Below are 21,291 nucleotides of genomic sequence, written 5' to 3' on the forward strand. Positions count from 1 at the left end.
TGGGTATTTTTATTATTAATATAATATTTATATCGTTATTAAATTTATAATATATATAAATTATATTACTTTGTGATATAATTAAGTTAAAATAAGGTGAAGGAGATATATATATGCAAAAGAAAATGATTAAGTTTTTGGTATTGTTACTTGTGTTGGTTCAGGTGATAGATGTTGTTGGAATGTTTAGGCATTTATCTGTCGCTTATGCCCAGGAAACAACAGAACAAAATATAACGGCTCCTGTGATGGAAAGTACACAAGGGTCAACTGCGGACTTAAAAAACAGTTCAAGCGATCAAACAAAATCTGTTGTTGAAGATTCTCATGTAAGTACGGACACTGAGGAGAGTATAGAGAACGTAAAAGAAATTCAGGAAGCAAATGTTGCTGATGAAGTAGTATTTAAAGAGCAAGAATATGAAATGAAAACAGATTTTTTCCCTCAACAAAACAACACTGATGGTACGCCAAAATTGGATTATTTGGTTGGAGAAGAAATTACACTATATTCACATATAATGATTTCAGGAGGTAATTTTCAAAGTGATCTGCTTAGATTCAGAATTACTTTATCTAAACAATATTTTAAAAAGTACGGAGTCGTTTCAGGTGGAGTGAATATAGAAAAAAGTGAACTTTCAGAAGATGATGAAAATTTCTACCTAGACATTTATTTAAAAGGAATAAAAACAGGTACTGAGATTTCAATCCCCTTTAAAGTGAAATTTGAAACGGATAGACTATATCATGGTACAAAGGTACCAGTCACACAACAACTATCTAATGAAGATGGAGAAACACTATCAGAAAATTCACTTGAATTAGAGGCTGCTACATTAGGTAGAAGTATACTATTTGCTTACAATTATAGGTCTGTTTCCCTGCCTAAAAAATATGTTACTGAGGATAACTTAGTACATTCAGATTATATTGAAGAGGTGAGTTATAGTCTTCAATCTGAACATAGAAATAGTACTGGGATGGCAATATGTGATTCACTCGTTGAAATTAAATTGACAGAGAATACGATCTTTAACTTGTCTGATAATGATTCTAAGTGGAGTTATAACGCGGAAAAACACTCAATAAGTCGAAAGATAACTAAAAGTGAAGTACCCAAATCACATAAGTTTAAGGTTCGATACAAAAACGTTTCATTAAATACAAGTGATTATCCAGTTGTATTTAAAGCAACTACGAATTTATTAAATAGCGAAGGTGAAATCGAATCTAGAGTCATCCCGAGGCAAGCGAATGGATATCGTCAGTTTGTAGAATACGTAGAACCACCAGGGATTAGTACTCAAAAGTCAATGAGTTGGTCGACTTCAAATGCTATGTACTATCTTGATGAAAATAAAGATGTGCTATTTAACGGTATTATATATGCTAACTATAACAAAACAGAAGGAAGTACATTTTTAAAAAAAATTGAAGATGTCCCACTGAAAGTAAATGGCTCAGTTCCGTTTAGTATTACTTCTGCTCAAATTTTTGTTCTTGGAGGTATAGAGGTTAAAGGCAAGGCGAGGTTAATTGGTGCATATTCTAAAGATGGACAAGAACAAAAAGTAGTACTGTCTGAGAATGCAATGGAAAAGGTTGATCTTCAAAATAATAAAACTGTCTATGACTATTTTTATGTAGAGTTTGATAATCCTGTTGAATTGACCAAATCAAGTCAGCGAGTTGAACTTAGATTTACAGCTAAAAGGACTTCGGATTACTGGGAGTATTTGGCAAATCCTTCAATAAATTTACATTATATTTATAATAAAGGGATTGCTCATTTTGATGATACTGTGGCTGAATATGGGGCGTACATTGCAACCATGAAAGTTAATCATAATTTTGGTTTACTCCAATATCAAACGAGAGACAAAGTTTTCATTGATGAGGTTTTTGATTTAACATTTTTTAGTTCTATTGAAAAACCAACAGATAAAAAGCTATTGAATCCGAAATTTTACATGATTTTACCTAAAGGGGCTGAAGTAAAGAATATAGCCGATCAATTACAAACGACAGAAAATATTTCGTACACAGTTGAGGAGAATTTTTCTGGAACAAGAAAAACAGCAATCATTATCACTCCTAAAAAGGAATGGACATTGTCAGATGTTGGAAAAATATTTGGCAATTATGGTCTAAAATTTTCACTTAGTTTTAATGAGAGCACAAGTTTTGGAGACCAGACTATTGATTGTTATTTTACCTATGAAAATAATGGTTCTACGGGAATTGCGATGAAAGAATATAGTAATTCTAATAGTTATAAACTAGATAGAAAAGATTCTTATAAGTTAATCAGTGAAGCAACTGAGGAAAAAGAGTTGTTAAACTATAAAGTACCAATCACTATTATTCCACCGCTTAGTCTACATGTGGATACAGCAGCTGCTATCGATAATCAAGAAGGTTTTGTCAATGGCAGAACAGAGCATATTGATCAAGGAGCGACATTTAAACAACAGATATCTATAGGAAATTACAGTAGTAAGGACATTAATCAATTAGTCGGAGTAAATGTTCTTCCTCATGTTGGAGACTTAAGCACAGTAGTGGGAGCAGATGGTTCCTATCATCCAAGAGGTTCAGAGCTAGGTTATTCATTGGAAGGTCCTGTAGAAGGCGAAGAAGGCTATATCGTTTACTATTCCTATGACAAGCCTTCCAGTAACATGACGGAAAATTCCGAGAATAAAACTTGGATAACCAGTGATGTTGATTATAGTAAGGTAACGATGATTAAAGTTGTTTTAGACAAGGATAATGGAGCAATTTTAAAGAGAAATGAAACAGCTACATTTACATTCACTGCCAAGGTTCCAGTTGATTCTACAATTAAGAATAGTCAAAAAATTGTAAACTCCTTCACTGTTTCAAAAGATGGTAAAAACTGGATTGAGTCTCGGGTTTCGGAAATTCCAGTAACAGCTTATCAAGTTCAAGGGTTGGTTTACCAAGATACGAATAAAAATAGTTTGAAAGATCCAGGTGAATCAGCACTTAAAGAGTATGAGGTAGAGTTGCTGAACAAAGAGTCACTGATTAAAGGCTCAGCAGTTGCAGTAACAACAACTAATAATGAAGGGAAATATGAATTTGCTAATGTAACTGCTAGAGGGGAATATACAGTACGAATTAAAACAAAAGATGGAGATGTTATTTCTGAGCATTTACAAAGTACTAGTGATGTGGCTGCTACAGATGTAAAACCAGATCAGTTAAACGCTGGGGTTGCTGATGTATTGTTAGCGCCAGATACTGCGTCCCATACAATTAATATGGGAATTTACCAAAGTCAACCAATTATTGCAGGTTCAGTAGAATTAACAAAAATTGACAGTGTCACTAAAAAGGTTTTATCAGGAGCTAAATTTCAGCTAGCAACAGCTGATGGCAGTATTCTTGAAAAAGAATTGATTACAAATATAGATGGGAAAATAATCATAGAAAATTTACCATTAGGAAAGTATCAATTTTTAGAAACGCTTGCACCAGCTGGTTATGAATTGGATAGTACGCCAGTGAACTTTGAGCTTGTTGATGGAACAATTGTAAAAGTAGCAAAGGAAAATACACGAACTATCGTTCCAGAAAGCACTCTAGGTTCAGTAGAATTAACTAAAATCGATAGTATAACTAAACAAATTTTGCAAGGAGCCGAATTCCGATTAGAGACAGCCGATGGGATTATCGTTCATAAAGATCTGATTACAAATTCAGCAGGAAAAATAGCTATAAAAGATCTACCACTCGGAAGGTATCAATTTATAGAAACAAAAGCACCTGATGGATACAAGCTAGATGAAATCCCTGTTTCTTTTGAAATCAGTAATTCTTCAAGAATTGCTCAAGTCACAAAAGAAAATGTCAGAAGCACAGATCTGAGCTTACAGTCACAAATAACTAAAAGAAACAGAGTAAGTGATAACAAGACTGGACGATTACCGAAAACCGGAAATCAAGAACTAATGGAACTTGTCCACGCAGGATACTTGATGTTATTATCGTTTCTTATTATGCTATTTTTAAAAGAAAAACGTATGCGCAACGATAAAAATAATCTGAACTACTAATTTATATAAGGAGTGCGAAGAAAACGTACAAATAGTTTTCTTCGCACTCCATTTGTGTAAAATAGACGTTAATGAAAATTCTTAATTAAAGGTTTAAAAAAGTTAAATACTATGTTATATTGATTCACGTTAATAGTTATTGTAGACGATTTGGAAATAAGTTTACCTTATGTAGTAGGAAAAATAACATCATTGAAAGTCTTTATAGAGAAGGATTGAAAAATTGTGAAATATACAGAAATTATGGTTCGTTACGGCGAACTTTCAACTAAAGGAAAAAATAGAAAAATATTTATTTCCCAACTAGCACAAAATGTTAAACGAACACTGGGAGAATTTCCAGCAGTAAAAATTCACGCTGATCGTGATCGTATGCATTTATTGCTAAATGGAGAAGACAGCGAGCAAATCATGCCGAAATTGGAAAAAGTATTTGGTATTCAAAACTTTTCTCCAAGTATTCGTGTTGAAAAAACAATGTCGGCTATTCGTGAAATGGTCCAAATAATCATTAAGGATGTTTACCAACCTGGTCAAACTTTTAAAATCACCTCTAAACGTTCTGATCATGACTTTGAATTGGATTCAAATGAATTGAACCGAGAACTTGGCGGAGCAGTGTTTGAAGTTTTTCCTGATATTTCCGTTCAAATGAAAAAACCAGATATTGATATTCGTATAGAAATCCGTAAAGAAGGCGCCTACCTTTCTTATGAAACGATTCGTGGTGCAGGAGGATTACCTGTTGGAACAGGTGGACGTGGTATGTTGATGCTTTCTGGCGGAATTGATTCGCCTGTGGCAGGCTACTTGTCTATGAAACGAGGAGTCGAAGTTGAAGCTGTTCATTTTGCCAGTCCCCCATACACAAGTGAGCAATCACTGCAAAAAGCCAAAGATTTAGCAGCAAAAATTGCGCCTTATGCAGGTAGTATTCAATTCATTGAAGTACCATTTACGGAGATCCAAGAAGAAATCAAACGAGTTGTACCAGAAGGCTATCTAATGACAGTGACTCGTCGTCTGATGTTACGTTTGACAGATGCTATCCGAGAACAAAGAAAAGGTCTAGTAATTATCAACGGAGAATCACTAGGTCAAGTAGCATCCCAAACATTACAAAGTATGGTGGCAATCAATGAGGTCACTACCACACCAATCATTCGTCCTGTCGTGTCAATGGATAAAGGTGAAATCATTGAAATCGCAGAAAAAATTGATACCTTCGAATTAGCGATTCAACCATTTGAAGATTGCTGTACGATTTTTGCTCCGCCTCAACCAAAGACCAGACCGAAACTAGACAAAGCGCAAGCTTATGAAGCACGTTTAGATGTGGAAGGACTAATGGCTCGATCGATGGCTGGTTTGAAAGTTAGTGAAATAACTGGAACAATAGAACAAGACGAAGAATTTTCTGATTTACTATAGATGCTGAAAGAACAGATGTGATACAGCTATCGCATCTGTTCTTTTTATTTGACTGTTTTCTTCTGATATCTACTATTTCTTTCACAAACAAGTTGCTACTAGACCCAGAGAATGATAAACTAGATGTATATGTGAAATAAGTAACAAGGAGGGGTGGAAAATGAAGGAATTACATAAAGATAAAACCATGCCAAAAGCAACTGCTAAACGACTGCCGCTGTACTTACGCTATTTAAAAATGTTAGGAGATTCTGGTGTAACAAGAATCAAGTCAAAGGAATTTAGTGAAGTAATCCAAGTACCATCGGCAACAATACGTCGTGATTTTTCCCAATTAGGCGAGTTGGGGCGCAGTGGTTACGGCTATGATGTACCTTATTTAATTGATGTTTTTAGCCATATTTTAAATACACAAGAAGAAAAACGAATTGCTTTGATTGGTTGCGGCAATTTAGGAAAAGCACTAGTCAAAAATAATTTTCGAAGAAATGAAAACTTGAATATTGTTTGCGCATTTGATGCAGAAGAAAAGCTTGTCGGACTTTCAATTGATGATATCATCATACAACCAATGGAAAATTTGGCTGAAGAAATCCAAAAAACAGGTGTGACAGTTGCGATATCGACGGTACCAAGTCAATTTGCACAAGAAGCAATTGATAAAATCGTAGATGCAGGGATTACAGCAATTTTGAATTTTGCCCCAGATCGTGTAACTGTGCCTCATAATGTAAATGTTCAGTATATTGATTTGACGACAGAACTACAGACGTTGATTTACTTTGACGAGACCTTCCCAAATAAAAAAACATAGAAAGCAAGAACTTTGTCTTCTGTGGTTCCATCCTCTATACTAATAGAGACAGAGAAATGAAACTTAGGTAGTTTTATAAGTATAGAGGAGGAAAAAAAAGATGAAAGTAACCAGAAAAGGTGAAGAAGTAGAAATCGTCGGTGTACAACCGAAAGTAGGAGAGGCTGCACCAGCTTTTTCATTGAAAAATTTAAATGATGAGACAGTTAACTTATCTGAATTTATAGGTAAACCTGTTTTAATCAGTGTAGTGCCGGATATCGATACTAGAATTTGTTCGCTACAAACAAAACGTTTCAACGAAGAAGCAGCTAATGTTGATGGCGTAAAATTTATGACAATTTCCAATAACACAAAAGAAGAACAAGCGAATTGGTGTGCAGCAGAAGGCGTTGATATGGAAATTCTCCATGATACCGAGGGAACATTTGGTGAAGCATATGGTTTATTTATTCCAGAAATGGGACGTTTAGCTCGTGGGATTTTTGTGATAGATAAAGAAGGTAAGATTATTTACGAAGCGATTTCTACAGAAATTGCAGAAGAACCTGATTATACTACTGCGTTAGAAAAAGTAAAGACAGCCCGCTAATTTTTTCAAATTCAAATTGACTTATTTTGGACTTCAATGTAAAATAATGGAACAAAGACCGTGAACAAGAAGAGTACTACTGGCATCGTTATAGAGAGGAAATCACTTGGTGGAAGATTTTCACATAACCAGTAAGAAGGTAGCTTGGGAGTCAATGATTTGAAATTAGTAGAATGATTCGAGTAGTGATCGTTACCTCACCAATGAAGTGGTGTTTGGATAATCAAGCACAATTTAGGTGGTACCGCGTACAGAATTTACGCCCTAAAATACGAAAGTATTTTAGGGCTTTTTGCATGCTCATTACAGATTAAGAAGGAATGCTAAACGAATATAGAAAGAAGGAATCTACATGTCAGAAGAAAAAAATCTACCGACAAAATACCAACCCACAGAAGTAGAACAAGGACGTTATCAAAAATGGCTAGATCAAGATTTATTTAAACCAAACGGCGATAAAGAAGCAAAACCATACTCAATCGTGATTCCACCGCCAAACGTTACAGGAAAACTACACTTAGGTCATGCGTGGGATACAACCTTACAAGATATGATTATCCGCCAAAAAAGAATGCAAGGGTTTGATACGCTGTGGTTGCCTGGGATGGATCACGCAGGTATTGCAACACAAGCAAAAGTAGAAGAAAAATTAGCAGAACAAGATATTTCTCGTTATGATTTAGGTCGTGAAAAATTTGTAGAACAAGTCTGGGATTGGAAAGAAGAATACGCTTCTCATATCCGTGAACAATGGGCAAAAATGGGCTTGTCTCTAGATTACAGCCGTGAACGTTTTACTTTAGATGACGGCTTATCTCAAGCAGTTCGAAAAGTCTTTGTTTCTTTATACGAAAAAAATCTAATTTATCGTGGCGAATATATCATCAACTGGGATCCTAAAGCGAAAACTGCCTTATCTGATATAGAAGTTATCCACAAAGATATCGAAGGTGCTTTTTACCATATGAGTTATCCACTGACAGATGGAACAGGAGTGGTTGAAATTGCCACAACTCGTCCTGAAACAATGCTGGGAGATACAGCGATTGCTGTTCATCCTGATGATGAACGTTATCAAGCGTTGATTGGTAAAACAGTTAGATTACCATTAGTAGATAAAGAAATCCCAATTATTGCCGATGAGTATGTAGATATGGAATTTGGAACAGGTGTGGTGAAAATTACTCCAGCCCATGATCCAAATGACTTTGAAGTTGGTAACCGTCACGATTTACCTCGCGTAAACGTAATGAATGAAGATGGTTCTATGAACGATTTAGCTGGCAAGTATGCAGGTATGGATCGTTTTGCTGCACGTAAATTGATCGTATCTGATCTTAAAGAAATGGGTCGTTTGATTAAAATCGAAACAATGAACCACAGCGTTGGACATTCAGAGCGGACAGGTGTTGTAGTTGAACCTCGTTTATCTACACAATGGTTCGTAAAAATGGCGCCATTAGCTGAAAAAGCAATCAAAAATCAAGAGACAGATGATGCAGTAGAATTTTATCCACCACGTTTTAACCAAACGTTCTTACGTTGGATGGAAAATGTTCATGACTGGGTAATCTCACGTCAATTATGGTGGGGTCATCAAATTCCAGCTTGGTACCACAAAGAAACTGGCGAAATGTATGTTGGTATGGATGCACCAACAGATGCTGAAAATTGGACACAAGATTCTGATGTATTAGATACATGGTTCAGTTCAGCGTTATGGCCATTTTCAACAATGGGTTGGCCAGATGAAGAAGCAGCTGATTATCAACGCTATTTCCCGACAAGCACATTAGTGACAGGTTACGATATTATCTTCTTCTGGGTTAGCCGTATGATGTTCCAAAGTTTAGAGTTTACTGAAAAAGCGCCATTTAAAAATGTCTTGATGCATGGTCTAATCAGAGCAGAAGACGGACGTAAAATGAGTAAATCACTAGGTAACGGAATCGATCCAATGGAAGTCATTGATAAATATGGAGCAGATGCTTTACGTTGGTTTATGTCAAATGGCTCAACACCAGGTCAAGATATGCGTTTCAGCTATGAAAAAATGGATGCTTCTTGGAACTTTATCAATAAAATTTGGAATGCCAGCCGTTTTGTAATCATGAACGTTGAAGGCATGTCTTATGAAAATATTGACTTTAGTGGTGAAAAAACCGTAGCAGATCGATGGATATTAACGCGTCTAAATGAAACAGTTGCTCGTGTTACTGATTTATTTGACCGTTTTGAATTTGGTGAAGCTGGTCGTCAGTTATACAATTTCATCTGGGATGATTTCTGTGACTGGTATATTGAGATGAGTAAAGAAATTCTTTACGGCGAAAATGAAGGGGCAAAACAAACAACACGTAGTATTTTAGTGTATACATTAGACCAAATTTTACGCCTATTACACCCAATCATGCCATTTGTGACAGAAGAAATCTGGGAAAACATTCCTCACGAAGGCGTCTCTCTTGTTGTGGCTGACTACCCAGTCGTTCACGAAGAGTTTTCAGATGAAACAGCTGCTCGTGGTATGGAAGTCTTAAAAGAAGTGATTCGTGCAGTGCGTAATATCCGTGCAGAAGTGAATACACCATTATCTAAACCAATTACATTGTTGATTAAAACAAACGATACAGCAATTGATAAATTCTTGATCGAAAACACAAATTATATCGAACGTTTTTGTAATCCAGAAGAGTTGACAATCGCAAGTGATATCATTGCGCCAGAATTAGCGATGTCAGCTGTTTTAACAGGAGCAGAGTTATACTTGCCGCTAGCAGGTTTAATCAACGTTGAAGAAGAAATTGCCCGTTTAGAGAAAGAATTAGACAAATGGACGCAAGAAGTTAAACGTGTACAAGGAAAATTAGCAAACGAACGCTTTGTTTCTAACGCACCAGATGATGTTGTAGAAGCTGAAAAAGCAAAAGAGAAAGATTATTTAGAAAAACAAGTGGTTGTGAAAGAACGAATTGCACAACTTCGTACAGTGAATTAAGAATAAAAAAAATGAGAGACACGATATTGGGTGATGTTGCCTGATATCGTTTTTTCTATTCTACAAATCTAGAAAAAGGAGATTCAAGTTCAAGGTAGCAACAACTGTTTTACAGTTCTTGTACTTTTCATCATCAAATTACTAGTTTCTTTATGATTCAAAGCAACTTTTTCTCACTAATCACTCCGATAGCGTTTTTTGTTTTACTTTGAAAAGAAAGTGGTATGAACATCACGAGGCTTAGAAAAATCATACACAAGTCGTTTATATCGCTGGTTTATTACTTGCCAAAGTCAATGCGTAGATAAATGAGTTACGGACATGGAGCGTTGAATAATGCTGTTCAACGCTTCAAACTTAAAAGGAGGAAAACGGATAATGAAAAAAGAAGATCAGACGTTAAAGGTGATTCCCTATCAGGACATTACAGATTTACAGCATACATTGGACCGCCTGCAGTCTTGGGAGGAGCCATTGGCAATACTAGATCATTTTTTCCAGTTTCGCAAAGGTCCAATCAATAAGAAAAAGGTTGTGAAGGAATACTATGCTTGCGGACATTTGTTCCACGCATTTTTTGAGGAATTTATTCGGTTGATGGAGATCGAGGAAAAGAAGGTGCTAAAGTTAGATCGGGAGGAGAAAATAAAGGGGTCTCTTACTTAGACGAAAACAAGTACGATTTCGATGACAGTCATCAAAATCGTACTTGCTTTTCTTTTAAGTGGGTTTAACTAATCAAAAAACGATTAAACAAGAACAATAACGCATAGCCATAAGTAGCGACAGACCAGAATTTAAAGATAATCAAGATTTTCATGTATTCTTTAAATGGAAGATCCGCTAAACCAGCAACCAAACAAGCTAAATCATCTGGTGCAAAAGGAACCAGCAACGTAAAAATCATTATTTTTTTGACTCCAGATTCAGGTCGATCCAACATCTTTTCAAACTGTAAATAGCGTTTTTTTGATAAAATCAATCGAACGAACGGTTTGCCGTAATAACGAGCAAGCCAGTAAACAATGATCTCTCCGATAATCAATCCAATGTAACTATAAATCAATCCTTGAATGCTTCCAAACATCAACATCCCAACCACCGTCGAGATTCCACCAGGTAAAATAGGCACGATTACTTGGATCAATTGTAACAAAATAAAAATTAATACGGCATACTCGCCAAATTGTTTGATAAAAGTTTGTAACGTCTGAACAGAATGAAAAATGCCTTTGGAATAACCGTAAATGACTAAGCCGGTAAAACCAATAATTCCTAAAATTGGCAATACATAAATAATTCTTTTAAGAATATTTTTTCCCATGCAGATAAATTCCTCTCACACTTACTTGATGTTTCGCTGTAAAATTCGTTTAAATATCTGATAAAATAATACGCCCAAAAGGACAGAAATGCTAATTAAAATACCTATAAAGAAATTCCTTTGGTGATAATTCAGGATAATTTCATGTTTTCCGGTAGTAAGTTCCAGACCTGTGAAATTCCCTAAGATTCGTTTAGCTTTGATTTTTTTGCCATCAACAGTGATTTGCCAATTTTTATCATATGGAATGGCTAAATAGAGTAAGGACTTTTTTGCATCCGTTACTGTGATTTCTCCAGTTAGTGTACCTGATACTTCTTCTTTTAGCTGGATTGCTTTTGATTGTTGTGCAGTAACGAGTGAAGAAAAAGCTTCTTGTTGCAGTGTTTTTACTTCGATCGACTCGTCTTCAAGTTCGCTTTCTGATTCCAAATCTAATTGCACGACTGCGTCTTTTTTGAAATAGCCAAGATTAAATAGTTGATTCGTTGCAATATAAACAGCAGGTTGAATCTTCTTGCCGTTGACTTTAAATGAAGTAATCTTCTCCCAATCAATGTCTGGTGCATAAAGATAGACCTCACCATTAGCTGCTGTTTTTGTTTTAAGGGTATAGTTGTTATCAGGGTGAGTTGTCCAATCTATTTTTTTTGCTTCTTTGAAATAGTCATCTGGATTCTCTTGAATCTGTTGTAAAATCATTTCTTGATTTTTTAATGGCTGATTTTTGGTTAATTCAATAGTACCAAACGTTTGAGGAACTAAAAAGCCCATACCAATTGCTTCAAAATTTTCATAAACGTTTGTTGAAGGAGCTGTTGACCTGTTTTTTTGATGTGATTTATTTTCTGGAGTCAGTTGATAATTCACATTTAAAAGCAAATTAATTACTTTAGATTCATCTACATAGGAAATTCTACGGTCATTTTTTTGATACAAACCTAAAGCGGTCAATGTATCTTGGGTCTTGGCATCTAAGGTAGAAGTATAGCTGGAAACCCCAGCATAACCGTATAAAATCGGATTATTGTAGCCATTATTTTTTTCATTATAACCAGCAACATCAGAATCGATTGTTTGTTTTATGCGGAATAAATTCGGGTTTTCGTTTTGTAATCCTGAGATGATCGTCTCTTGAATTTGATAGGTTTGCGCAAATTTTTCTTGATTACCAAAAGGAATATCTTTAAAGCTGATCCAAAAATTAAAAACCAATTCAGTACAAACCACCAAGAAAAGTAAGCTGTAAATACCCCAATGTTGTAGACCACGAGTTTTTTGACTTAAGAAGACGAGACCATAAATCAACCAAATACTTAAGAGGCTGAGGATGAAATAATAATCTGATAACAGAAAGATATGTTCTTTTGAAAATTTTAAAGCGATATATCCCACAATCAATAGCCCAGAAAAAATACTCGGCGCAATAATACTAAGCGTAGCTCCTTGTTTCAACTTAAGAAAGGCTTCATAAGCAAACTTTATCATCAAAAAGCTAAAGATAAACGTATTTCTATAGGGAAATCCTGCAGGACTTTGGAACATATGCCAAATTGTGTTCATTAATTCCAGCCAAAAACTTAAGAAAATAAATCCAATTAAAAAGGCAGCGGCTTTCTTTTCCTTTTTAGAAATAGCAGGGAGCTGGAAATAGGCAATAAAAAGCAAGACCATCAAAATACCAGAAAAAACAGTGGGTAAATGCTCTAAACGCCATTCAAAATTTACACTGCCAATTCCAAATTGAGATAGAAAGTTTAAGCCGAAATTTGGTGTAGGTAAAAATGTTTCCCAGTCAAAGCTTGTTTTTTTCGTCGCTAACATGCCTTCTATTGCCGGAATTAAAATAAAGCTCGTGCTAATCCCTGTCAAAAAAGAAGTAACAAAAAATAGTCGGCCGTCTTTAATAAATTGTTTAAAGGATTTCTTTTTTGATGCATCTGTTTTTTTTGAATACCAATATAAGCTGTAACATACAGCGAAAATGCAAAGCATATATCCCATATAATAATTAGTCACTATAGAAAGAAACAACACGACCGAGTAAAGCACATATTTTTTATGATCCCATAGCCGTTGAATTCCCAATACTAATAAAGGAAGGGAAACCAACGCATCCAACCACATAAAATTCAAAGAATAAACAGTCACAAAGCCGCATAAGCTATAAGATGTTGAAAAAAGTAATGTGGAAAAGCTAGATTGTTGATAGGTTTTTTGAAGATAATAAAACATTGAAGTACCCATAAGAGAAATTTTTAGCGTGATAATCAGCAAAATCGCAATAGGCAGTTGTTCATAAGAAAACAACAACACTAAAAAATTGAAAGGACTTAATAAATAGTACGCACTTAATGGTAAAATCGTTCCTCCAAGGGCATCGGAAAATGAATAGAGAGAATATGTTTCACCTTGGAAAAATTGTTTAAATGAACTTAAAAATGGCATATACTGTGTGCCTAAATCGCTGACTAAGAGATTGTTATTCCCTAACGGGGCTAAACCTAAAATGAACCAGAGTATCATCAACAATAGAAAAGGTAATAAAAAACTACCGCCAATCAATACTCTTTTTTTTATTTTTGTCATATTTTATACTGCTCCTGTATTTAAAGAATGTGTAACGGGTTTAAGAGAATCCTATGCAATTAAATAAACCACCTGTAATAATAGTTATTTTATTGATAAAAAGAACGATGAAAGTCAATTTCTTCTAAGGTTCTAGTCTATCACGGGACTTGGTAAAGATGCAAAAAAATCTGTTTTTACTTTATACATATAGACTTATTTATTTTATCATAACTAATTTCATTTAAAAGAAGGGAACCATATTTTTACTCTTTTTTATGAAAGCCTCTTTTTTTTGCCGTGAAATAATCATTTATACAATTAAAGTCTTTAATTAGTGAAAAGCATTCCCGCTTTAGATATAATAGGTAGTGAGGAGTTGATAAGATGTCATTAACGATAGAAGAAGCAATTGAGTGGATTCACAGTAGATTGCCATTTGGCTCTAGACCAGGACTTGATCGGGTGGAAGAATTATTAAAACGAGTCGATAATCCAGAAGATAAGGTACCGACGATTCACATTGCTGGTACGAATGGTAAAGGCTCAACAGTCACGTATTTAAGATGTATGTTGGAAGAATTAGGATTAAAGGTAGGGACATTTACCTCTCCATATATTGAGCAATTCAATGAACGAATTGCAATCAATGGTCATGGAATTTCAGACAATCATATCATCCAGTATGTAGAAAAATACCAAGATCTAATTAAAGAGATGGATCAGCAACCTGAAAGTGCTGGTATCACTGAATTTGAAACATTGACGGTTATGGCCTTGGACTATTTTCTAGATGAACAAGTTGATGTAGCTATCGTTGAAGTTGGACTTGGAGGACTATTAGACAGCACGAATGTAGTCAAACCGCTATTGACAGCTATTACAACAATTGGCAAAGACCATACTGAAATCTTAGGCGACACGCTTGAGAAGATTGCCTTCCAAAAAGCGGGCATCATTAAAGAAGCAATTCCTGTTGTAACTGGAAATATTGAAGAAGAAGCATTTGTGGTGATTGATGAGATTGCTAAAGAAAAACATAGCAGGGTTTATCGTTACGAAAAGGACTATAAAGCTGAATACTTACATCCAGATAAACAGTGGGGAGAAGTCTTTCATTTTTATGGAGAATCTGGGAAACTGCCCAATGTAAAAGTCCCTTTATTAGGACGTCATCAAGTGGAAAATGCAGCAGTTGCTATCCAGTTATTTTATCTGTATTGTCACATGCAGCAAATCCAATTTAAAGATCGCGATGTTTATCAAGGATTAGCTCAAGCACAATGGCCGGCACGAATGGAAAAAATCAGTGACGAACCGCTGATTATTTTAGACGGTGCCCACAACGATCATGCAGTGCGCCGTTTAGCTGAAAATTTAAAAAAGGAATTTCCAAACCGAGAAATCCATATTTTGTTTTCAGCATTGGCAACCAAAAATATTGATCAAATGATTGGGCTACTGAGAAAAGTACCGAACGTTCATTTGTATTTAACGACGTTTGAGTATCCTAAAGCAATCGAATTAAAAAAAATGGCTCATTTTGAAGATGAGAAAACCGAGATTGTTTCGTTATGGCAATTTGGTTTAGGCGAAATTTTAGAAAAAATGTCAGGGGACGATCTGATGTTAGTTACAGGTTCTCTTTATTTTGTTTCCCAAGTACGTGAATTATTGTTAAATATAGGATCTAGCGAGGTAGACTAGTCCAACTATACTATCTAGCTCTTTGGAAAAAAGATAAAAACTGAGCGAGCCCACTATGCTTTAAATTCAGGAGGAAATGATGAAGAAAATTGATGGAATAATTTTTGATATGGATGGTTTATTGTTTGATACAGAACTGATCTATTATCAATCGACACAAAAAATTGCGGATGCAATGAACTTCCCTTACAGTAAAGAGCTTTATTTACAATTTTTAGGTGTTTCTGATGAAGAGGTGCAAGAAAATTATCATAGGATCTACAAAGATTTTGGAAAAGAAAGAGTTGAGGAGTTCATTCAGCGTTCATATGAAGACACGTATAAAGTCTTTGAATCAGGTGAAGTGCCTCTGAAAGAAGGCGTTCTTGAATTACTAGATTTTCTTGATCAACAAGAGATTCCAAGAATTGTTGCTTCAAGTAATGTCCGCCCAGCAATTGAATTACTATTAGAAGGTGCGGGGATCAAGGAGCGCTTTTCTGGAATCGTTTCAGCAGAAGATGTGACGCGAGCAAAACCAGATCCAGAAATATTCAAAAAAGCACTAGCTAATCTTGGAACAAAAGCAGAAAATACCTTGATCTTTGAAGACTCATTTCATGGGGTTAGCGCAGCAGATGCCGCGGGAATTCCTGTAATCATGGTACCAGATCTATTAGCGCCAACAAATGAAATTAAAGAAAAGACATTAGAGATTTTTGACAGTTTGACACAGGCTCCAGCTTATTTAGAAAAATAATTTTAGCACTCCTTTGCGTATCTTTTAATAGAAGAGCATAAAGGAGTGATTTTTTGCTAAAAGAGGAAAAACTATTTATTAGAGAAATGCCTGAAAACTGTTTGCCACGAGAGCGGCTAGAAGAAGTAGGTGAAAAAGTTTTATCTAATCAAGAACTGTTAGCGATTTTGTTACGAACAGGCTCAAAAAACGTAAATGTCATGAATGTTGCTTCTATGTTTTTGAACCATTTTAATCATCTATATGAGTTGAAAAATGCAACACTCACCGAAATGATGGAGATCAAAGGAATAGGACGAATCAAAGCAATCGAACTTAGAGCTGCAATCGAGTTTGGTTACCGCATTCAGCAAAGTACTCAGATGAAGTTAGGAAAGGTTTCTTCCAGTTACCAGATTGCTCAAAATTTAATGTACGAATTACAAGATTTTCAACAAGAACATTTAGTTTGTTTATACTTGAATACGAAAAATGAAGTCATCAAACAAGAAACAGTTTTTAAAGGTACGTTGAATCAATCTGTTGCCCATCCGAGAGAAGTCTTTCGCAGTGCTGTAAAGTATTCTGCAGCACGTTTGATTCTCGCTCATAATCATCCATCTGGCAACCCAACGCCATCGGAGAGTGATATCCATTTTACCCAAAGAATGCAAGAATGTGGGAAGATGATGGGGATCGAATTGCTTGATCATATTATCATCGGAGAACAAGTTTACATCAGTATGAGAGAAGAAAATTTTTTTACTTTAGACTAGCTTGAATTCTTGCAAAAATAAGGGTTCACATGTACAATGTAAGGGTAATCTTGTTTGGGACAATATAGAAGTTTTAATTTTAAAACCCTCTATCGTACACGGGCAATGTTACAATATTTAGTGCTTAAGCACGAGGAGGAACAAAGAATGGAACAAGGAACAGTAAAATGGTTTAACGCAGAAAAAGGATTCGGATTTATCTCTCGCGAAGATGGTAGCGATGTATTCGTACATTTCTCAGCTATTCAAGGAGACGGATTCAAAACTTTAGAAGAAGGTCAATCAGTAAGCTTCGATGTTGAAGATTCAGATCGTGGACCTCAAGCAGTAAACGTAGAAAAAAACTAATTTATCCATTCCAAAACACCTAGCATTTTGCTAGGTGTTTTTTTGCATGCTATTCTTACATTTTTGTTACTATCTTTTTTTCAGTTAAGATGTAAACTACTCTTAAGAGGTGATAAACATGTTGAATTTTTCGTTAGTTATTTTCTTTATAGCCATAGCTTTTATTGGATTAGCAGGTGCTCTCTATCGCTGGCGTGCATTTACCAATAAAAAAGCGTGGAACGGTATGGTAGTCCCATTAGCTCTGGTAGGTTTAGGCCTATTAGTAATAGGCCTAATAATGATTTATTTTAATTATCCCAAATAACTTTTAATGACAGTTTCTGTCTAAATTTCTAAAGATAGCTAAATACGGGGGAAAATAAAATTGGATAGTAGGCGTATTTATATATTTAAAAATCAAGGCAACAAAAAAGGCATCCGTGATTGTACATTCACTAGATGCCTTTAAATCGTATTAGAACTTGAATCGCTCATTTAGGTTGATAACTCCTTAAATAGATTTTTTCAATTCTTTTACTGCTTGTGTAATCGTGATACCATAAGCGATATTTGCTTGGTTATTTGCATCGATAGCCATAAACAAATTTCTCTGTGTATCAAGTGCTACACGGTATTTTAATACTTTATTACCAAATGTCATAATAATTCTCCTCTCTTGATTCTTATGAAAGGCAACGATATCTGATAACGAAATTCCAAGATTACTATAACATGGCTTTATAAAAGTGTAAAGCACAAAGTTTTTAATACATCAGTATTTTTGTAGAAAGCCCTTCCAAGTAGTATAATGGAGAAAAGAAGGAGGTTTTTTATTATGGGAGAATCGTATAAAAATATTTTAGTGGCTGTAGATGGTTCTGATCAGTCAGAAAAAGCATTTCAAGAAGCAATTAAAATTGCCAAACGTAACAATGCTGCGTTACATGTTTTGTATGTAATTGAAGAAATGGCTAATTACTTTGGTGAATTAACAATGTCAATGGGAACAGTAATGGAAGAACTTCGCACAAAGGAAGAAGCAGAAATGAAAAATCGTGAGTCAAAAGCTCTTGACGCTGGAGTATCTCAAGTTTTCACATACGTTATGTATGGCTATCCTAAAACATTGATTGCTGACTTTACAGAGTCAAAAGAGCCAATCGATCTAATTGTCATTGGCAGAACTGGTTTGAACGGATTTGAAAGATTGATGGTCGGTTCAACGACATCTTATGTTGTAAATCATACACAAGCAAACGTTTTGGTTGTTAATAAAGTAGTATAGACATCAAAAAGCAGCTGATGGATTTTTATCCATCAACTGCTTTTTTACTTATAAACTCATGAAGTCATAATCATTGGTAAAATCATTGGATGACGTTCAGTTTTTTCAAATAAGAAAGGTTGTAATGCGGCTGTTATCGCATCACATAATTTAGCTTCTGTACAATTATCATCTCGTAAAGCCTCACGTATCGCATTGAATAACAAACGTTGACCTTCATGAATCATCTCACCAGATTCTCTCATATAGACAAAACCACGAGATAAAATATCTGGACCTGCTAAAATTTCTTTATTTTTAATATCCACAGTGGCTACTGCTAAAACTAGACCTTCTTCTGAAAGAATACGACGATCGCGTAAGACAACATTACCAATATCACCAACACCATTTCCGTCTACATAAACATCATTTGCATTAAAGTGTCCAGCAATGTGAGCTTCATCAGCTGTTAAAGCTAGAACATCCCCATTTTCCATGATGAAACAATTTTCTTCAGGAACCCCGACGTCTTGAGCGAGTGATGCATGGATTTTCAACATTCTAAATTCACCGTGAACGGGAACAAAATATTTAGGTTTCATCAAGCGCAACATTAATTTTTGTTCTTCTTGACCACCATGACCAGAAGTGTGAATGTTATTGATCTTACCGTGAATAACTTCAGCACCTGCTTCTGAAAGCAGATTAATCAAACGGTTGACGCTTGTTGTATTTCCAGGAATCGGTGAACTTGAAAAGATAACTGTATCACCTGGTTGTACTGAAATCTGACGATGAGTACCATTGGCAATACGGCTTAACGCAGCCATTGGTTCACCTTGGGAACCTGTACATAAGATCATTGTTTCATTTGCAGGTAGTTGATTTAGTTCAGAAGCATCTACGAATGTGCCTTTAGGTACATTGATATAGCCAAGTCTTTCACCATTTACAATGGCATTTTCCATGCTGCGTCCGAATACAGCAATTTTACGTCCAGTTTTAACGGCAGCATCGGCTGCTTGTTGTAGACGGAAAATATTTGAAGCAAAACTGGCAAAAATGATTCGTCCGTCGATTTTTTCGAAAATCTTTAAGATAGAAGAACCAATTGTTTTTTCTGATTTTGTAAAAGTTGGAATTTCTGCATTGGTACTATCGGAAAGGAGACATAAAACGCCTTCTTCACCTAATCTTGCCATGCGATGTAAGTTAGCTGGTTCACCAACTGGTGTAAAGTCAAATTTAAAATCCCCAGTTGCCACGATATTACCTGATGGTGTCTTAACAACGACCCCTAAGGCATCAGGAATACTATGTGTTGTTCGGAAAAAGCTAACCGCTGTTTTACGGAAACGGATGACTGTATCCTCATTGATTTCATGTAGCTCAGCATCTCGCAGTAAGCCGTGTTCATCTAATTTATTGGTGATTAAAGCCAATGCTAGAGGTCCTGCGTAAATTGGGATGTTAGCCTGACGTAATAGAAAAGGTACACCACCAATGTGGTCTTCGTGACCATGAGTGATAACTAAGGCTTTTACTTTGTGCAGATTTTGAACGATATAACTATAATCTGGAATAACATAGTCAATCCCAAGCAAATCATCTTCTGGAAATTTGATTCCAGCATCAATAATGATAATCTCGTCTTGAAATTGAACCCCATAAGTGTTTTTTCCAATCTCGCCCAAACCGCCTATAGCAAAAACGCCAGTTTCGTTGTTTTTAATATTTACCTTCATATTAAAACTCCGTTAAAGAGAATTCCGCGTGCTCTTGTTCGTAAGCTAAATGATTTTCATCAAGCGCTTGAATGTATTCAATATTATATGGGGTATTTTCTTCTACTTGTTGGCGAACGATTACATCATTTTCAGCCTCAACATAAATAGACTTTGTATCTTCTCTTTTCGGGTTTCTTGTTTTTGTTTCTTGGTAATAAACTTTATAAATCATCGTTTTTTCTCCTTTATCTGCCAAAGCAGTTGGTTATTTATTTTTAATAAATTCTTACTGTAATTTTGAACACAACAAAATGAGGTGATTGAACACCTAAAAAACAATTGTCATCAAAAACATCGGTTAATGATGAAATAGAGCCTCGACTTTGCTCCACTGTCCTTGTTTTATGGAAAATCAACTATTTTCAACCGTCCCTTGTGTTGTGCGGTACAACAATTAAACGTATTTTATCATAAATCAGCAAATAAGTATAGAAACAGACTTATTACTTTAAAGAAAAGCTTATTATTCATTTGGTTCATCTGAAGTAGAGGATTTCTTTTGATTAAAATACAAATTTAGACCAATGAAATGCACCAGATAAACAATAACCAAGGTCGTTGTCATAAACGAATTACGTACAATCAAACAAGGAATAGCAAAAACAACAAATAATGTTACAAACAATTTTACTCGACCTAGAGGTGTGATTTTCTTTTCCACAATAGACTCTTGAATGTATTTTTGATAGTAAGTTGATTCAATAAACCTTGTATACAAATAATCAGAGCTGCGCATCCAGAAAAATGCGGTTAAAAGATAAAAAATTGTTGTAGGTAAAATGGGTAGAAAAATACCGATAGTTCCTAGTCCAAATGTAAGACAACCTAAAGCAATATAAAGTATTTTTTTCATTGATTTTCTTCCGTCACTTTCATCATATATTTAACGTGAAA

Annotated in this window: 17 protein-coding genes and 1 other annotated feature; of the genes, 11 read left to right on the forward strand and 6 right to left on the reverse strand. The window is 35.2% G+C overall.

Annotated features, from left to right (window positions below):
- Positions 1–113: 113 nt before the first annotated feature.
- The 6 genes from AC4BB2_RS02625 to AC4BB2_RS02650 all read left to right on the forward strand — a co-directional run bounded on the left by AC4BB2_RS02625 (position 114) and on the right by AC4BB2_RS02650 (position 10,586).
- Positions 114–4,085, forward strand: a complete 3,972-nt coding sequence (locus tag AC4BB2_RS02625; protein ID WP_490473900.1) for an MSCRAMM family protein — start codon at positions 114–116, stop codon at positions 4,083–4,085.
- Between the two features lie 225 nt (positions 4,086–4,310).
- Positions 4,311–5,516, forward strand: a complete 1,206-nt coding sequence (thiI, locus tag AC4BB2_RS02630) for a tRNA uracil 4-sulfurtransferase ThiI (RefSeq protein WP_490473901.1) — start codon at positions 4,311–4,313, stop codon at positions 5,514–5,516.
- A 160-nt stretch (positions 5,517–5,676) separates the two neighbouring features.
- Positions 5,677–6,330 carry a redox-sensing transcriptional repressor Rex gene (locus AC4BB2_RS02635; RefSeq protein ID WP_490473902.1) on the forward strand — a complete coding sequence of 218 codons (654 nt, stop codon included), beginning with the start codon at positions 5,677–5,679 and terminating at the stop codon, positions 6,328–6,330.
- Between the two features lie 100 nt (positions 6,331–6,430).
- A complete protein-coding gene (tpx, locus tag AC4BB2_RS02640; RefSeq protein WP_490473903.1) occupies positions 6,431–6,922 on the forward strand; it encodes a thiol peroxidase in 492 nt (163 codons plus the stop codon).
- A 51-nt stretch (positions 6,923–6,973) separates the two neighbouring features.
- Positions 6,974–7,192: a binding site (T-box leader), on the forward strand.
- An 82-nt stretch (positions 7,193–7,274) separates the two neighbouring features.
- Complete coding sequence (locus tag AC4BB2_RS02645) at positions 7,275–9,920, forward strand: valine--tRNA ligase (RefSeq protein WP_490473904.1); 2,646 nt, start codon at positions 7,275–7,277, stop codon at positions 9,918–9,920.
- Between the two features lie 378 nt (positions 9,921–10,298).
- Entirely contained in the window at positions 10,299–10,586 is a 288-nt protein-coding gene (locus AC4BB2_RS02650) for a hypothetical protein (RefSeq protein WP_490473905.1), read from the forward strand.
- 64 nt (positions 10,587–10,650) lie between these two features.
- Here AC4BB2_RS02650 and AC4BB2_RS02655 read toward each other — a convergent pair whose 3' ends face one another.
- On the reverse strand, positions 10,651–11,244 hold the full coding sequence (locus AC4BB2_RS02655) for a TVP38/TMEM64 family protein (protein ID WP_490473906.1): 594 nt from the start codon (positions 11,242–11,244) through the stop codon (positions 10,651–10,653).
- Between the two features lie 21 nt (positions 11,245–11,265).
- The gene (locus AC4BB2_RS02660; protein ID WP_490473907.1) at positions 11,266–13,833 is read right to left on the reverse strand and encodes a YfhO family protein; all 2,568 of its coding nucleotides are present in this window, start codon (positions 13,831–13,833) and stop codon (positions 11,266–11,268) included.
- 366 nt (positions 13,834–14,199) lie between these two features.
- On the opposite strand from AC4BB2_RS02660, the gene AC4BB2_RS02665 reads away from it, so the two are divergent.
- The 4 genes from AC4BB2_RS02665 (at position 14,200) to AC4BB2_RS02680 (ending at position 17,361) form a co-directional block, all read left to right on the forward strand.
- Entirely contained in the window at positions 14,200–15,519 is a 1,320-nt protein-coding gene (locus tag AC4BB2_RS02665) for a bifunctional folylpolyglutamate synthase/dihydrofolate synthase (protein WP_490473908.1), read from the forward strand.
- 76 nt (positions 15,520–15,595) lie between these two features.
- Positions 15,596–16,258, forward strand: coding sequence for an HAD family hydrolase (locus tag AC4BB2_RS02670; protein WP_490473909.1), 663 nt, complete (start codon positions 15,596–15,598; stop codon positions 16,256–16,258).
- A gap of 86 nt (positions 16,259–16,344) precedes the next feature.
- A complete protein-coding gene (gene radC, locus AC4BB2_RS02675; RefSeq protein WP_490474659.1) occupies positions 16,345–17,013 on the forward strand; it encodes a RadC family protein in 669 nt (222 codons plus the stop codon).
- Between the two features lie 147 nt (positions 17,014–17,160).
- The gene (locus AC4BB2_RS02680) at positions 17,161–17,361 is read left to right on the forward strand and encodes a cold-shock protein (protein ID WP_069636133.1); all 201 of its coding nucleotides are present in this window, start codon (positions 17,161–17,163) and stop codon (positions 17,359–17,361) included.
- Positions 17,362–17,854: 493 nt separating this feature from the next.
- On the opposite strand, the gene AC4BB2_RS02685 is transcribed toward AC4BB2_RS02680, so the two are convergent.
- On the reverse strand, positions 17,855–18,004 hold the full coding sequence (locus AC4BB2_RS02685) for a hypothetical protein (RefSeq protein WP_490473910.1): 150 nt from the start codon (positions 18,002–18,004) through the stop codon (positions 17,855–17,857).
- Between the two features lie 174 nt (positions 18,005–18,178).
- Between AC4BB2_RS02685 and AC4BB2_RS02690 the strand changes: the two genes are divergently transcribed.
- Positions 18,179–18,628 (forward strand): universal stress protein, encoded by a 450-nt coding sequence (locus AC4BB2_RS02690; RefSeq protein WP_490473911.1) that lies wholly within the window; start codon positions 18,179–18,181, stop codon positions 18,626–18,628.
- A gap of 56 nt (positions 18,629–18,684) precedes the next feature.
- Here the strand turns inward: AC4BB2_RS02690 and rnjA are convergent, their stop codons facing one another.
- From rnjA to AC4BB2_RS02705, 3 genes are all read right to left on the reverse strand, one after another.
- On the reverse strand, positions 18,685–20,355 hold the full coding sequence (gene rnjA, locus AC4BB2_RS02695) for a ribonuclease J1 (protein ID WP_490473912.1): 1,671 nt from the start codon (positions 20,353–20,355) through the stop codon (positions 18,685–18,687).
- Between the two features lies 1 nt (position 20,356).
- On the reverse strand, positions 20,357–20,569 hold the full coding sequence (locus tag AC4BB2_RS02700) for a DNA-directed RNA polymerase subunit epsilon (RefSeq protein ID WP_010770914.1): 213 nt from the start codon (positions 20,567–20,569) through the stop codon (positions 20,357–20,359).
- A 291-nt stretch (positions 20,570–20,860) separates the two neighbouring features.
- Positions 20,861–21,250 (reverse strand): YbaN family protein, encoded by a 390-nt coding sequence (locus AC4BB2_RS02705; protein ID WP_490473913.1) that lies wholly within the window; start codon positions 21,248–21,250, stop codon positions 20,861–20,863.
- Positions 21,251–21,291 lie beyond the last annotated feature (41 nt).

The organism is Enterococcus sp. AAFC-DPL-5146, from assembly GCF_058216635.1.

Coding starts and splice junctions, on each gene's coding strand:
- AC4BB2_RS02655 (WP_490473906.1), bottom strand. CDS start 11,244: ATGGGAAAAAATATTCTTAAAAGAATTATTTATGTATTGCCAATTTTA.
- AC4BB2_RS02690 (WP_490473911.1), top strand. CDS start 18,179: ATGGGAGAATCGTATAAAAATATTTTAGTGGCTGTAGATGGTTCTGAT.
- AC4BB2_RS02625 (WP_490473900.1), top strand. CDS start 114: ATGCAAAAGAAAATGATTAAGTTTTTGGTATTGTTACTTGTGTTGGTT.
- AC4BB2_RS02635 (WP_490473902.1), top strand. CDS start 5,677: ATGAAGGAATTACATAAAGATAAAACCATGCCAAAAGCAACTGCTAAA.
- radC (WP_490474659.1), top strand. CDS start 16,345: ATGCCTGAAAACTGTTTGCCACGAGAGCGGCTAGAAGAAGTAGGTGAA.
- AC4BB2_RS02680 (WP_069636133.1), top strand. CDS start 17,161: ATGGAACAAGGAACAGTAAAATGGTTTAACGCAGAAAAAGGATTCGGA.
- AC4BB2_RS02670 (WP_490473909.1), top strand. CDS start 15,596: ATGATGAAGAAAATTGATGGAATAATTTTTGATATGGATGGTTTATTG.
- tpx (WP_490473903.1), top strand. CDS start 6,431: ATGAAAGTAACCAGAAAAGGTGAAGAAGTAGAAATCGTCGGTGTACAA.
- AC4BB2_RS02645 (WP_490473904.1), top strand. CDS start 7,275: ATGTCAGAAGAAAAAAATCTACCGACAAAATACCAACCCACAGAAGTA.
- rnjA (WP_490473912.1), bottom strand. CDS start 20,355: ATGAAGGTAAATATTAAAAACAACGAAACTGGCGTTTTTGCTATAGGC.
- AC4BB2_RS02685 (WP_490473910.1), bottom strand. CDS start 18,004: ATGACATTTGGTAATAAAGTATTAAAATACCGTGTAGCACTTGATACA.
- AC4BB2_RS02650 (WP_490473905.1), top strand. CDS start 10,299: ATGAAAAAAGAAGATCAGACGTTAAAGGTGATTCCCTATCAGGACATT.
- AC4BB2_RS02700 (WP_010770914.1), bottom strand. CDS start 20,569: ATGATTTATAAAGTTTATTACCAAGAAACAAAAACAAGAAACCCGAAA.
- AC4BB2_RS02660 (WP_490473907.1), bottom strand. CDS start 13,833: ATGACAAAAATAAAAAAAAGAGTATTGATTGGCGGTAGTTTTTTATTA.
- AC4BB2_RS02665 (WP_490473908.1), top strand. CDS start 14,200: ATGTCATTAACGATAGAAGAAGCAATTGAGTGGATTCACAGTAGATTG.
- AC4BB2_RS02705 (WP_490473913.1), bottom strand. CDS start 21,250: ATGAAAAAAATACTTTATATTGCTTTAGGTTGTCTTACATTTGGACTA.